This is a genomic window from Galbibacter kalidii (assembly GCF_026241135.1).
Lineage (GTDB): Bacteria > Bacteroidota > Bacteroidia > Flavobacteriales > Flavobacteriaceae > Galbibacter.
Genome location: NZ_JAPFGA010000001.1, coordinates 211,163 through 227,151, shown reverse-complemented (window position 1 = coordinate 227,151; position 15,989 = coordinate 211,163). Strand labels below are relative to the sequence as shown.

Below are 15,989 nucleotides of genomic sequence, written 5' to 3'. Positions count from 1 at the left end.
ACGGATTGAGCAATTATATACTACCTCGAGGTAAGCGTTGGAGCTCCCTTTATCGGGATAAAATCTCACTTAGTGAGTAAAATAAGGTTGAGAGCCTGTTAAATTTTAAGAGTGTATGGGACGTATAAAAAGAATTCTGAACTTTTTCATCTTTTCATTTTGTACAATCATGGTAGGCTGTAAGGAGAAAGAGAATACTTTATTTGAGCGTTTGGAACCCAATCAGACAGGTGTTTCATTTATAAATAAGGTCACCGAAACAGAACAACTTAATGTGATGCAGTATGAATATATGTATAATGGTGGCGGAGTAGGGATAGGTGATTTTAATGGTGATGGATTAGCGGATCTCTATCTAACAGGAAATGTTGTTGAAAATAAGCTCTATATAAATAAGGGAAACTTTAAATTCGAAGATGTCACATCTTTAGCAGGAGTACAGGGTAAAAAAGGATGGAAGACAGGAATAAGCATTGCCGATGTTAATGGTGATGGGTTATTAGATATATATGTCTGTTATTCGGGTTTAGGAAACGATCAGGATCGTGCAAATCAATTGTTTATAAATAAAGGGACACAAAATGGTTATGTGCCAAAATTTGTTGATGAGGCTGAAGCTTATGGCTTGGACGCAAAGGGAAGTTTAAGCACCCAAGCAGCTTTTTTTGATTATGATTTGGATGGAGATTTGGATATGTTTCTATTAAACCATTCAAAAACGTTCTATTCGCCATTTTACAATAGCACCAAATTACGAAATACAAGACATCCTTTTTTTGGAAATTCTTTGTATAGAAATGATGGCGATAATTATGTAAATGTAAGCGAAAGTGCCGGTATTCACGGTAGCGGGTTAAACTTTGGATTGGGAGTAGCTATAAGCGATTTGAATCAAGATGGCTGGCCAGACATATATGTGTCTAATGATTACGAAGAGCAAGATTTTTTATACCTAAACAAAGGCGATGGAACATTTGAGGATGTTACCAAGAAATCCTTTGATCACTTGTCAAAATTTTCAATGGGAAATGATGTTGCTGATTTGAATAATGATGGGCGTGTAGACTTGGTTACCTTGGATATGCTTCCTGAAGATAATTACAGACAAAAGTTGTTAAAGGGACCAGATGAATATGATCGTTATCAATTAGCTATTGAAAGTGGTTATCATAAGCAGCAAATGCGCAATATGTTACAGCTTAACCAGGGATTGAACGCTAAAGGAATACCCAAATTTAGTGAAATAGGTCAATTGGCCGGTATTTCAAATACAGATTGGAGTTGGGCACCTTTAATTGCTGATTTTGACAATGATGGTATAAAAGACATATTTATAACCAATGGTTATTTACGGGATTATACCAATAAGGATTTTATGAAGTTTGAAATGGATAAAGCTATAGCAAAGGTAAGGGCGCGTGGTAAAGAGTTGTTTAACGACAAGGGAAAGAAAGAGTATGCCAAGGTAATCTATGAATTGGTTGAAAAAATGCCTTCCACCAAGATTCCTAATTACATGCTACTAAATCAGGGTGATTATATATTTGAGAATGTTACGGAAAAATGGGGGCTTTCAAATGCTACCGTTTCAACTGGAGCTGCTTACGCAGACTTGGATAATGATGGAGGTTTGGATCTGGTGGTCAGTAACACAAATGAACCTATTGGTATTTACAAGAATAATACCGTAGAAAAACGAAAGACCAACTTTGTACGGGTTAAGCTTAAGGGAGATGATAAAAACACCTATGCCTCGGGGGCAAAGATATGGATATATACAGATTCACTGGTTCAATATCTAGAGAATTATAATGTTAGGGGGTATCAATCATCAGTTGATCCCGTCCTTCATGTTGGATTAGGAAAATCAAGTAAAGTGGACATTAAAATTCAGTGGCCTAATGGCAGGGTTTCAACTAAACAAAATATCAAGATAAACACACTTCTTCAATTTGATCAGGCTAGATCTAAACCCAACCATGAAAAAGATAAAGTGCCAAGAAAAGGTATCTTTAAAAATGCTGAAAACTTAGGTGTTGATTTCGTTCATCATGAAAATAAACATATAGATTTCAAGGTAAACCGTCTTGCCTTAAAGCAAAGTTCCAGATCCGGTCCAAAAATGTCAGTTTCCGATATTAACAATGATGGGATGGATGATATATTTATAGGTGGGGCATTCGGTCAATCTGATGAATTATTTATTTCCCAACCAAGTGGGACATATATTAGATCCGATGATAAAAGTTGGGGAGATGGAAAAAAATTTGAGACTGTTGCCTCTGTATTCTTCGATGCAGACGGTGACGGTGATAAAGATTTGTATACAGTTAGTGGTGGGAGTGAATCACAGGTTGAATCTTCCATGTTAATAGATCGGCTTTATCTTAATGACGGTAACGGAAAGTTCCAAAAAGCACCAGAAGGAGCTTTACCTTTAGCTTTTTCAAATGGAAGTATTGTTGCCGCAGGAGATTATGATAATGACGGTGATGATGATTTGTTTGTCGGAGGAGGGAGTATCCCGGGAAATTACCCAAATTCGGATTTGGGTGGAATTTTGAGAAATGATACAGACAGATCAACAGGTGAGATTAAATTTACCCTTACAACAGATGTGGTAAATCCGGAACTAAGGAACCCAGGGTTGGTTACTGATGCAATTTGGATAGATATCAATAAAGACTCATTGTTAGATCTTGTACTGATTGGTGAATGGACACCTATCAGAGTATTCATCAATGAAAATGGAAAATTAATCGAAAATACAAAAGAATATGGCCTTACAAAAAGTAATGGTCTATGGCAAAGCATTGAAGCTAATGATATGGATGGAGATGGTGATATTGACCTAATTGTTGGGAACATGGGGATGAACACACCTTTCAAGGTCTCGGAAACGGAACCCCTCGAAGTTTACATTGGTGATTTCCGACAAGATGGAGTATTAACACCGGTGATTAGCAGTTATATACAAGGAAAACGGTATCCTATTGCTTCTCTGGATGAGCTACAGGATGCTTTTCCATTATTAAAAAAGAAATTTTTGAAATATGAACAATATGCATCAGCAACATTGGAAGATGTATTCTCTGAAGAACAGTTGGAAAAAGCTAAGCATTTGGAAGTTTTTCAGCTAAAAAGTCTATATCTGGAGAATAAGGGAGGCTATTTTGAAATACATCCATTACCGTTAGAAGTTCAATTTTCAGCTATTCAAGGGATCATTGCCAAAGATTTTACCGGAGATGGTATTCAGGACTTGTTTTTGGTCGGAAACTATTATCCATTCAAGGTAGAATATGGACCTTGTGATGCCGGAAAAGGACTTTTATTAAAAGGAAATGAGCACGGAAGCTTTGATATAATTAATAATGAAAGGCTAGGTGTTTGGGTCGAAGGAGATGTACGAGATGCTAAATTATTAAGTCATAATGATCAAACGTTTATTGTAGCATCAAAAAATAATGATAGTATTCAAATGATAAAGCTAGTTGATTAGATAACGTTTTTATAGTTTACCATTATTAAAAAAATTCAATTGAATACAGTGCCGAATTGAACTGGCTTATGAAGAGCTCCGTTTCCACGATGCAAGACGATGGATGATCGCTCCGGAAACCCTCGGAGAACAAGTAAGTACCATCAGTATATTCGGAGCACTAAAACCTGGTGCTTCCGTATCACTTTACCGATATGATCCGAGAGCTATGAATATACTGTTTATCCTCTAGATCGGGGAATTGAAAACAGGCAATGGAATGACAAAATGTACTTTATCCCCATTCATCGTGATGAGATGACCAAAACCCGGTTCACTTGAAAAAGAGGTCCCGGGTTTTATTTTTGAATCAATATTTCATAATACAACTTTAAAATTACCGCCTCCTATCCCTTTTCTAGATTGAAAACCCCTACTCTACTTTCTATAAAGTATTGAAACAATACTACTATTTCTACTCATAAATGTTAATTATAAATTTTTTTCTTTAAAATATTTTGAAATAATAAGTGTAAAATATACCTTTACTAAGCATGCATTCGATACAGTCGATTGCAGTGCTACATACTAATTAAACTAGTTTAACTCTTATACCGTGAGGAACATTTTATATTTATTCTAACTAAAAACGTTTATAACAGGATTGGTTTTAATTAATTTAACTAAGATTTTTAGATAAAAGTTTCCGTTTTAGAACGAAACACCTGCCCGCCTTCAGTGGTATATACATTGTATTGTCAAATTTGTAATATACAATATGTTATATTGAAGAACTACTACTATGAAAAAAACTATTAACGTATTGATTGTTGATGACCATCCTTTGATCATCAAAGCCTATACCCAAATTTTGAACTCTATTTCGGGGAAAGAAGGGTTGTATGATTTTAATGTAAAGAGCGCTACAAATATTCCGGATGCCGTTAAATTAATTGACAACCAAAAATTTTCAAGCAAACTTGATTTGGTGTTTTTGGATATTAGTATGCCCAAGTGTTATACTATGAATATGACTTCAGGCGAAGATTTGGGTATATATATCAAATCCGAGATACTCGGAATAAATATAATTGTGATTACTTTGCTCGATGATAATTACAGACTTATTAATATCATCAGGAAATTAAATCCCAATGGTTTACTGTTAAAGAGTGATGTGGACAGCGATTGTTTTTTGTACGCTGTTAAAAGGATTATGGAAGGGCATATCTTCTATAGTGCTTCCGTTGATCATCTTTTAAACAAAAGAATTAAGCAGAATTTCATTATTGATGATATAGACACCCAATTGTTAATCGAACTATCCAATGGGGCAAAAATGAAAGATTTGGAAGCTCTTCTTCCACTTACTAAAAGTGGGATCAACAAAAGAAAAAATTTGTTAAGATATAAGTTAGATATTAGCGGAAATAGCGATAGGGATTTAGTATTATCAGCTAAAGAAAAAGGATTTATATAAATTTTACACTTTTGACTACTATTTGTGAATATTTGATTACTGATTGTAAATATTTCTTATCGTATATTGTTTGTTGATGATCTATAAACAAGTAAAGATATTTATCTTCTATATCATCTTCGTTTTGGATAACACTTCATGCCCTAAATAGATAATCTATGTTTCAGATAAGGTCATGGTGTTCTATCCTAGGATTGAGGTGAATTATATAATGTTTAAAGATTAGATTTTGAAAGCAAGGTAAATAATTTTTATAGAGTATAATTATATGGATAATTCTGTAATAGCAATTACAAGGTTGTTAAAGTTAGTCAATGTAGATTATACATTGAAGTATTTGAAAGATTCCGTCCTTTCGCACCCTGATCAAGGGAGTTTGCTGTCAATATCTGATACGTTAAATAAATACCACATAGAAAATCTGGCATTAAAAGCAGATGCCAAAAAGCTAAGTGAATTCCCACTGCCATGTATTGTTCAGGTAGCTGGAGAAAAAGGAGAATTATTCTATGTGTTGGATTATTTTTCCGAAAATGAGGTCGCATTATACGATGATGCTGACAAATCTATAAGAATGTCCACAAAAGCTTTTCTTGAGCAATGGACCGGAATTTGTCTGTTAGTAGAAAAAACAGAGGACACAAAAGAACCGGGTATAAAAGAAAGAAAATTTAGCAATACGTTATTAAACGTTTTAATATGGAGTTGCGGCATATTGTTTTTAACATGGTTTGTTACTCAATACATCCCTGCTGTAAAGACTTATGGTGTAATTCCAGTAACTAGTATTACAGCTTATTTCATCTTAAAATGTATTGGTTTAGGCGCCGGAGGAATGTTATTATGGTTTGAAATAGATCAACATAACCCAACACTTCAGAGTTTTTGTTCTGGGGGCGGGGGCAGTCAAAAAGTTAATTGTAATGCGGTGCTTAATTCGAAATATTCCAAAATACTTAAAAATAATTTAAGTTTAAGCATACTCGGATTCTCCTATTTTTTTGCTACAATAACATTCCTTCTTGTCAATGGGATTTCTATGATGTCCTTGTCAGTTTTGGGATGGTTTAGTTTTCTCATGTTTCCGGTTGTAGTCATTAGCATATTTTATCAGGCTGTTGTTATTAAGCAATGGTGTAAATTCTGTCTTGTTATTCAAGCGGTACTTTTAGGAGAAATAGGAATTTCTTTAGTTGGTAAGTTCTATGAAAATCCAATAACTGTAAAGTTACTGCCTTTGTTGAGTTTATTGCTTTTGTTGCCAATAGTTGCGTGGTTTATAATAAAACCTTTGATAGAGGGGGGAAGAGAACTGAATGTCTTTAAGAGGGAATTAAAAAAAGTAAAGAATAATTCCAATGTGTTTGAAGGTTTGTTATTTAAATCTAGAAAAATAACAACAAGTACAAAAGAATTGGGAATATCAATTGAAAATGATTTGGCTAAATATCACGTGATAAAAGTTTGTAACCCCTATTGCGGACCTTGTGCTAAAGCACACCCTGTACTTGAAGAATTGGTTAATGATGGAAAAATAAACTTACAGATATTATTCACAGCCGGGAAAGATGACATAGAAGCAAAACCAGTTTCCCATTTTTTAGCTATTCATGAGCTGGAAGATAATAATAAAACCCGAAAAGTACTCAATGATTGGTATATGGCAGAACATAAAGATTATAAAGCTTTCGCCCATAAATTCCCTATGAATGGGGAGTTAGAGCGCCAATATGAAAAAATAGAGAAAATGAGTAATTGGTGTGATACTGAAAAGATTACCCATACCCCAACGGTTTTTATAAATGGTTTTGAACTACCAAAAGAATATAGTGTGAATGACTTAAAAGAAATTTTGCAATAATTTATCTTAATAAAATATCCTTTAACAAAAAAATAAAAAGGCCCAAAGCAGATGCTTTAGGCCTGAACAGTACCCTTTTCGCGAAAGGCAGGCCAATACCTGATGGCCTTACAATGTTCAGGACAAATATAATCTATTAAAATTTTTTTATTATGAAAAAATTAAGTTTAAAGAATCTTAACCTCGGAGCAAATGAATTGCTTCAACGAGAACAACTCAAAACCGTTTTTGGCGGGTATGATGGGTCTGAGTGTGAATATCCGTATCCTATTCGGTGTTCCTGTACTGGTAGCGATGGTTCATTAACCGTAGGTTGTGCTAGTTCCGTTGAGAGGTGCTGGAATTTTTGTGATTAATTAACAGCCTTTTGGGGTCATGGCCCCAAAAGGTTTAATTTATTTGTTATGTTATTAAAAAAAATTGTACCACTAATTCTCTTTATTTTTTTTATCTCTTGCAATCTTGGCAATAAAAAAAGTTCAATAACCATAAAAGGGCATTTTGAACAATTAGTCGATTCTTCGTCCGTTACTTTTTGCAGGCCGTTTGATGATAATCCGGAACATTATTTCTTGATGTACGATGAAGCTATGGTAACAAAAAATAGTTTCCGTAAATCATTCCATTTGAACAAAACAGGAATCATAACTATAGCTCCAAATTCCATTATCCCAAAAACATATCTTATCTGCGAGCCCGGAGACGAGATAACCCTTTTTGTTAAAAGGGATTCGTTGGGCAGGCATCAAATAACTTTTAGAGGAAAAAGCGAAGAGGGGCAGGCGCTTTTCCACACATCCAGTCTGCGTAAGGTAAATCACCTCGTAGAGTTTATTTCTAAATTTAAAAATCATTCCCCAGATCTTGTTATTGAAAAAACATCCCGACTGAAAGACAGCTTGATAGTTCCTTTCAAGGAGATGAAAAATAATGGTAAAATTTCAGAGTCTTATTATGCAATGGTAGAAAAAACATCGGAAGCCGCTGTTGTTTCTGCTATTTATCGTGTTTTTGGCATGACTCGGGGAAGCACTGGAGAGGATGCCCAAAAAATCACCAAACATTTTTATACACAGTACGATCCTTTTTCCGAAAGGTATAGAGATATTGATATGGTGTCTAGGACAGTCAATGCAGAATACAAGAACAAGCTCATTGCCAAAGGGGTATTAGACAATATTTCTGAGTCCATCAGGGAGACCCCTCCAGGGGTTCCTGAATTATGGGACAATAAGTTTGTATACAATAAGAATGCGCCGTATGAACTGCAGGAAAAGATAAAAGCTATCAAAATAATGTTTAGCCGTTCGTTTAATCAAAATCCATTTAAGGACGATTACAATGATTTTTCCGTATTTAAAGTACACTTTCCGGAAAGCCCTTATATAAATGTCATTTCGGAAAAATATTTCAACGATGATACAATAATAAAAAACTTAAACAAAACTCCAAATCCAAGCACAGATAAGACCAAGGCTCATCCTGCGTCATTTGCTTTTTTTTCAGGGGATAATAAACAATTGAGGATAGAAAAAACATATGAAAATAACAACTTGTCCCTTCTATTGGAGACAGAGTTTAAAGGAAAACCTGTATTGGTAGATATGTGGGCCACATGGTGTTCTCCCTGCATCAAAGAGTTCGCCCATAAAGAAGAGCTGCATACGTTTTTACACAATAACGATATCAGCATATTATATGTGAGCGTTGATAAAGCGTCTGCGTTTGAAAGTTGGAAATTGGCAGTCGCAAAGTATGGTTTGGAAGGTAACCATTTTTTTGCTACGGAGAAATTAGATTCTTTTTTTCCTGAAGATTTTGGGGTAGACCCTTATGGTATTGGCATCCCTCGTTATCTGCTCTTTGACAAAAATGGGACCCTGTTGGATGACAATCTTCCCCGCCCAAGCTCAGGCGAGAAAATGTATGAGAGAATAGAGCATTTGTTGGCCCAATAATATATATGTTCAAATCGAAATACCATGCGCGTCTCCTTCCCCTTCTATAAACAACCCGACTCCAAAGACTGTGGCCCCACTTGTCTTCGTATTATAGCGAAGTACTATGGGAAATTAATTTCATTACAAGAAATCAGGGAGTTGTCGGAGACTACAAGGGTTGGCAGTAATCTCTTAAAACTAAGTGACGCCGCCGAAGCTATGGGCTTTAAGTCATTGGGTGTAAAATTGGATTTTAATAAGCTTAAAGAAGCGCCCCTTCCTTTAATTGTACATTGGAACAAAAACCATTTTGCCGTTGTTTATAAAATAAAAAAAGGTAAAATATACGTATCCGATCCCGCTTATGGTCTCATTTCATATTCTAAAGATGAATTTATTTCAAGGTGGATAGGCAACAATGCTGATGAAAACACCAACGAAGGCATCGCCTTATTACTTGAAATTACTCCTAAATTCAATAAGCAAAAATGGGAAGATGAAAACAGGAAGTCTCTTAAATTTCTATATCAATACTTCTTTAAATATAAAAAACTCTTAATTCAGCTATGCATCGGTCTTTTTGTGGGGAGCATGCTGCAACTTATTTTTCCTTTCTTGACCCAAAGTATTGTAGATGTTGGTATCCAGAACCAAGACATCAACTTTATATATGTGGTACTCCTGGCACAAATAATGCTGTTTGTTGGCAGGACAAGTGTAGATGTTTTCAGGAGCTGGATATTGTTGCATTTAAGTACACGTATAAACATATCTCTGGTCTCAGACTTTTTTATAAAACTGATGAACCTTCCTATCTCCTATTTTGACACCAGGATGACCGGGGATATCATGCAACGTATAAACGACCACCAGCGTATTGAAAACCTCTTAACAGGATCGACATTGAACACCCTGTTCTCTATGTTCAATCTAGTGGTTTTTGGTGCCGTATTAATTTATTATAACCCAATTATTTTCCTCATCTTTATAGTGGGCAGTATCATGTATGTGCTCTGGATCATGTACTTTTTAAAAAGGCGTAAAGAGCTTGACTATAAACGTTTTTCAGAATTAAGTCAGGAACAAAGCACGGTGATCGAACTTATCAATGGTATGCAGGAAATAAAGATGAACAATGCCGAAAAGCAAAAACGATGGCAGTGGGAATTTGTGCAGGCCCGTTTGTTTAAAGTTTCTATTAAAAGTTTAGCTCTTGAGCAAACCCAAGGAGTTGGTTCTTCCGTTATCAATGAGCTTAAGAACATCGTTATTACTTTTACATCGGCCGTGCTGGTTATAGAAGGCTCTTTAACTTTAGGTATGATGCTTTCTATACAATACATCATTGGCCAGTTAAACAGCCCTATAACCCAATTGGTGGGTTTTATCAGGTCATATCAAGACGCCAAGATCAGTATGGAGCGGCTTGGGGAAATACACGATAAAGAAAATGAGGAAAATAGGGAAAAACAGTATATCAAAAAAGTAAAACCATATCAGGATATAACACTGGAAAATGTTTCTTTTCGATATATTGGAAGTGATGAATATGTCTTAAAGGAAATTAACCTTAAAATCCCGGCAAATAAGATTACGGCCATAGTCGGTGCCAGTGGAAGTGGAAAAACCACTTTAATGAAACTGTTACTTAAGTTTTATTATCCTAATAAAGGAATTATAAATTATGGTGAACACAATCTTGAAGCTGTTTCACATAAACTATGGAGAGCTAACTCTGGGGTAGTTATGCAAGAAGGGTATATATTTAATGATACCATAGCATATAATATAGCTGTTGGTGAAGATATTATTGACAGGGAAAGGTTGGTCAAAGCAGCTAAGGCAGCCAATATTTATGATTTTATACAAGGGATCCCATTAGGCTTTAATACTAAAATCGGAAATGAAGGAATTGGTATCAGTACCGGCCAAAAACAACGATTGTTTATAGCAAGGGCAATATACAAAAACCCTGATATCTTGTTTTTTGACGAAGCCACCTCAGCACTTGATGCCAAGAACGAACGTATCATTATGGAAAATTTGAACACACTTTTTAAAGATAAAACTGTGGTCATTATAGCCCATAGGCTTAGTACGGTCAAAAATGCCGACCAGATTGTTGTACTAGATGATGGAAAAATAGAAGAACTTGGGACGCATTCTTCATTAATCCTCGAAAAAGGAACCTATTACAATCTAGTGAAGAATCAGCTCGAATTGGAAAACATTAATTCTAATTAAAAATGCCAAGGACTAGACCTACAGAAGAGTTTAACATTAGATCGGAAGAAGTTCAGGAAATTTTAACCAAACCGCCAGCTTGGATTGTCAGGTGGGGAATCACGCTTATCTTTTTTTTCACCATCATCATTTTGACCCTGTCCTTTATCATTAAATACCCTGATTTTGTTGTGGCCAAGGTGGTTATAACCACCAAACAACCAACGGAAAAAGTTGTGGCCAGATATTCCGGGCAGTTAGATAAGGTTTTAATCAATAATAAAGATACGGTTGAAGTCAATCAGGAATTGGCCCTGATTAAAAATACTGCACGTTACAGGGATATAAAAGCCTTAAAAAAGATCATTGATTCTGCACAGTATGATATTCGTAGCTTTACTTTCCCTATAAATATTACATCAAGGTTTATTTTAGGGGAAATAGAACCGACTTATATTGCTTTTGAAAAAAGTTATATTGATTATAGTTTGTTTAAAGAGCTAAACCCGTATGATAGTCAGCTTAGTGGGAATAAATCATCATTGAATGAAGTGAAGGTCCGTTTAAAGAGCCAGGCCAATCAAAGGGATATATTGGAACAAGAACTCAAGTTTAAAGAAAAAGAAATATCGCGGTATAGGAAATTGCATAAGAGAGGGGTTATTTCACAACAAGAATACGAATCTAAAGAATTGGAATTCCTGCAAATGCAAAAGAGTCTGAATAATATGACGATTTCGATTTCACAGATGAGAGAAGCTATATCTTCGGCGGATCAAACATTAAAGAGTACATATATTAATAAGAGCGAGGATGATACTAAGTTTTTGAAAAACCTATTGCAGTCCTTTAATTCCCTTAAAAGAGCTATCAGGGATTGGGAATACAAATATGTTCTGTCTTCTTCTATTGAGGGTATAATTAGCTATCAGGAATTCTGGGGAACCCATCAACAAGTAAATTCAGGAGATGTAGTATTTTCGATACTGCCCTCCAATCGAGATGATCTTATAGGGAAACTTACGATCCCCTCCCAAAATGCAGGAAAGGTTAAAATAGGCCAAAAGGTATTGGTTAAATTGGACAATTATTCATACCAACAATACGGTATGCTCGTCGGCAATGTAGACAATATGTCGGTTTCTCCAGATGAAGAAGGAAATTATATTGTGTTCATCAACTTACCTAATGGCATGAAAACTTCATATAATAAAAACCTTGTGTTTAATCAGGAGTTATTAGGCAGTGCAGAGATTATCACCGAGGATTTGAGTGTTGCCGAAAGGTTCTTTTACAAGTTTAAAGATTTATTTAAGTATTAGCAATGACAGGCATAAAATATAAAATTTCATTTTGTACGGTTTGTATGAATCGTTTATATCATTTAAAAGAAACGCTTCCACAAAACATCAGAGATAATATAGAGTACAGTAATGTAGAATTTGTAGTACTTAATTACAACTCTAGGGATGATATGGATGTATGGATAAAAAATAAAATGAAAGATTACATTGATATGGGAGTTTTAAGGTATTATAGAACTGAAGATCCTGATAGTTTTCATATGAGTCATGCAAAAAATGCCGTTTCAAAATTAGCTACAGGGGATATAATATGTAATGTAGATGCTGATAACTTTATCAGGAAAGGGTTTGCTGATTATCTTAATGATATGTTTAGTGAGAAGGAGAACATTTATGCAAGAATAGATAAAAATTCAACGCAAAGGGATTGCTTTGGAAGGATAGCCATGTGGAAAGATGATTTTACAAGATTAAGAGGATACGACGAAAGAATGAAGGGATATGGTTTTGATGATTATGATCTATGGAACAGGTTAAGAAACCTAGGTAGAACACCTAGTTATATAAAAAAAGCCTTTTTGAAGGCTTTGACTCATAATGATAATGAAAGAATTAAAAATGAAGAAAACAACAAGGGAATTAAATCAATTTATGTTAAACATATAAATCATGCTGTTTCAGAATTACTTTATATGTTTCAAGGTAGTAATAAATATTACAAAGGAACAATATTGATCAATAAATTGGTCAATTCTAAATCTATTGATAATCTTTTTCCTGAAAATCATTCTTATGAATATTCAAATGATCTTTATGGTGACTCTTGGGAAATAGGAATTTGGAGCGAAAATTCTTTGTCTATTGAATTAAAAAGTAATAATGTGAATTCTGTGTTAAAATTAGATAAGACTAATTACGGATTAAAGTCAATGTTGGATGAGGGATTGTATTTACTCTCAGATAAAGTACATATCGAAGATATGATAATGTTTTTTTCCCAAATTAATAATCGAATCATTATGAAGCAAAATACAAGGGATGGGGTTATACAAGTTAATGAGATTTCATATGGGGATATAAATTTATTAAGATAGGCAATGTACAATAAAGGGCTAGTAGCACATAAAGAGTTAAATGTTTCATTATATTATAGTGATGTCGATTGGCACATTGCATTAAGCAAAGGGGTAAGATGTTTTTTAAAAGAGCTGAAAGGAGCTTATCATGATTATCTCATAGAGTTAAGTCGAGAAAGAGGAGACCATATCAAGCTAACTTTTTTTGTTCATTCCAATTCCGCTTTTTCTTTCTCACAAGAGATAGATGCTTGGTTTAAACAATTTTTAAAAAAACATCCTTCTAGATATTCTGAAAAACATGATGAAAGAATAAAAATTTTTGCAGATTTTGATAATGACAGTGTTCATTATGGTACATTTAATATTAGGCCCTATCCTTCTATTTCGTGTTTTGTCTTTAGATGTGGTATTTCTCGATTAATCTTAAAACTTTTCCAACATTATAAAGAAGATACATTAAACAGCTTGTTTGAAATAGTTATCCAACTTATTATAATTTTTTGCAATACCGTTTATTACAATATCGATGATATTTATCACTTAATAAATACCTTGCTGCAAGAAGAATACGATCAACTAAATGATTTAGAATCTGTTAACAAGGTTATATCAGAGGGTGATACTAACTTTGAGAATAATAAATCGGAGTTAATAAGCTTAGTTGAAAATCACCTGAGGCCGGGAAATTTAAAATATAATGATCAATTAGAGTCTTTTTGGTGTAATTTGGTTGCTGAGTGTGACAAATCTTTGAAAGATGAGAATGTTTCTGATTTAATCTTTACGCATTCGCTTATGTTAAACGAATTATTTGATTCTTTAGGGTTTAAGTATAAAATTACTGTTTTACTTTTGCTCAAAAAATCAATTAAAAAATCCAATTTATACAAGTTGTAGCCTTTCCTAAAAATGTAATCCAAATCACAGATAATAAAATGAAATTAGAGCAAGGTTAAGATTAATCTTTAACAGGATGGTATAACATATTTTTTAAATCACCAACTTCAGAAAAAATAGGTCTCCACCTAAATGTCGCCATCCTATTATCTATTCCAAAACTATTTTTATAATCACCAATATAAAATTTTGATTGGTTATCTTTTCGAACAAATTCACCTTCGCCACCAAAATCTGATATTTCAAAGCCGGCGGTTTCTAAAAGTGTAGGAAATAAAACTTCATGGTGACCATACCAACCATCCTTAAGAGCTTTATCTATATAAATAAGAGCTTCTCTTGAAATCCTATAAATCGGATTAAATGATTTTAATTTTTTATTATCAGGAATGGTATAATTATGATGCATTAGTGAGTTCCACCAGAACCACTGCGGTTCGTCCTTATGTCTTTGAACATGTGTGCTAATAAAATCATCTTTAACCTCATTAAAGTTTGTAAAAAGAAATTTCCAGTCCCCTACAAACCTTACATCATCTTCGATACACCAATAATAATCATAGTCAGGAAACTCTCTGAAGAATTTCAATAGAGGGAAGTGGTTGTTTCCTGGCGTAAGTTTTGGTCCTAAAGGATTATAACCCAATTCGTATAAAATGTCATCGGTAAAACAAAAACATTGTAACTTTTCTATATTTTTAGGCACGATTCTTTCTTTGAGGTGATATAATAAAGTAGTATGATCATGAATTGATTCTGTCGAACTACAAATTTTTTTAAAAGTACTAAGAGCTGATTTTGATGGAAGGTTGCATAAAAAAAGAAAGGCTTGTTTATTCGTGACAATATTCATCGTATTAGGGTAATTATATGTTATTCAGTTGAACAGTTTTGGGTTTAATTCCCCAACGCTCTGCGTCGAATGTAATGAATGAATTCATGCTTTGATATCTCATACACCCTGCATTGAGCGCAATTTATTTAAAGCACTAGGATAATTAAAAGAGGACTTTCTTGAATCTCTCCTAAGGGATTAATGTCTAAATCTAAGAAAATTTCAATGGGCATCCAATTTTTTGTTATTTACCAATACTAAAATAACGCTGTGATAACTCAAAACGCCGAATTGAACTGGCTTATGAAGAGCACCGTTTCCACGATGCAAGACGACGGATGATCGCTCCGAAAACCCTCGGAGAACAAGTAAGGACAATCAATATATTCGGAGCACTAAAACCTGGTGCTTCCGTATCACTTTACCAATATGATCCGAGAGCTATGAATATGCTTTTTATCCTCTGGATCGGGGAATTGAAAACAGGCAATGGAATGATAAAATGTACTTTATCTCCATTCATCGTGATGAGATGACCACAATGTTTAAAACCCGGGTTATACTGAACAAAAAAAAATTGAAATTTTTTGTTTTACCTCACCCAGAACTGCCGAAAAAGACAGTTCTGATCCGCCTAAGGCGGAAGAGGTGAATAGTATACCCCCAATGCAAGCCTGTTTGCCGATAGGTAGGCATACGGGGAATCTTAAGATTAGAAGGTTTTATTTGAGTTTGTTTGGTTTGTAACCCTCACATGACCAAAACCCGGTGCACTTGAAAAAGAGGTACCGGGTTATTTTTGAATCAATATTTCATAATACAACTTTAAAATTACTGCCTCCTATCCCTTTTCTAGATTGAAAACCCCTACTCTACTTTCTATAAAGTA

9 protein-coding genes are annotated in these 15,989 nt (G+C 34.3%); 8 read left to right on the top strand and 1 reads right to left on the bottom strand.

Annotated features, from left to right (window positions below):
* Positions 1 to 115 precede the first annotated feature (115 nt).
* The 8 genes from OOZ15_RS00940 (at position 116) to OOZ15_RS00905 (ending at position 14,265) form a co-directional block, all read left to right on the top strand.
* The gene (locus OOZ15_RS00940) at positions 116 to 3,502 is read left to right on the top strand and encodes a VCBS repeat-containing protein (protein ID WP_265953803.1); all 3,387 of its coding nucleotides are present in this window, start codon (positions 116 to 118) and stop codon (positions 3,500 to 3,502) included.
* Between the two features lie 781 nt (positions 3,503 to 4,283).
* Positions 4,284 to 4,961: a response regulator gene (locus tag OOZ15_RS00935; RefSeq protein ID WP_265953802.1), complete on the top strand. Its 678-nt coding sequence runs from the start codon at positions 4,284 to 4,286 to the stop codon at positions 4,959 to 4,961.
* 268 nt (positions 4,962 to 5,229) lie between these two features.
* Entirely contained in the window at positions 5,230 to 6,822 is a 1,593-nt protein-coding gene (locus OOZ15_RS00930) for a cysteine peptidase family C39 domain-containing protein (protein WP_265953801.1), read from the top strand.
* A 404-nt stretch (positions 6,823 to 7,226) separates the two neighbouring features.
* On the top strand, positions 7,227 to 8,780 hold the full coding sequence (locus tag OOZ15_RS00925; RefSeq protein WP_265953800.1) for a redoxin family protein: 1,554 nt from the start codon (positions 7,227 to 7,229) through the stop codon (positions 8,778 to 8,780).
* 24 nt (positions 8,781 to 8,804) lie between these two features.
* Positions 8,805 to 11,006: a peptidase domain-containing ABC transporter gene (locus OOZ15_RS00920; RefSeq protein WP_265953799.1), complete on the top strand. Its 2,202-nt coding sequence runs from the start codon at positions 8,805 to 8,807 to the stop codon at positions 11,004 to 11,006.
* 2 nt (positions 11,007 to 11,008) lie between these two features.
* On the top strand, positions 11,009 to 12,307 hold the full coding sequence (locus OOZ15_RS00915) for an HlyD family secretion protein (protein ID WP_265953798.1): 1,299 nt from the start codon (positions 11,009 to 11,011) through the stop codon (positions 12,305 to 12,307).
* 2 nt (positions 12,308 to 12,309) lie between these two features.
* The gene (locus tag OOZ15_RS00910; RefSeq protein WP_265953796.1) at positions 12,310 to 13,383 is read left to right on the top strand and encodes a glycosyltransferase family 2 protein; all 1,074 of its coding nucleotides are present in this window, start codon (positions 12,310 to 12,312) and stop codon (positions 13,381 to 13,383) included.
* Positions 13,384 to 13,386: 3 nt separating this feature from the next.
* Positions 13,387 to 14,265, top strand: a complete 879-nt coding sequence (locus tag OOZ15_RS00905; RefSeq protein ID WP_265953793.1) for a hypothetical protein — start codon at positions 13,387 to 13,389, stop codon at positions 14,263 to 14,265.
* Positions 14,266 to 14,326: 61 nt separating this feature from the next.
* On the opposite strand, the gene OOZ15_RS00900 is transcribed toward OOZ15_RS00905, so the two are convergent.
* The gene (locus OOZ15_RS00900) at positions 14,327 to 15,118 is read right to left on the bottom strand and encodes a DUF3405 domain-containing protein (protein WP_265953791.1); all 792 of its coding nucleotides are present in this window, start codon (positions 15,116 to 15,118) and stop codon (positions 14,327 to 14,329) included.
* Between the last annotated feature and the right edge of the window lie 871 nt (positions 15,119 to 15,989).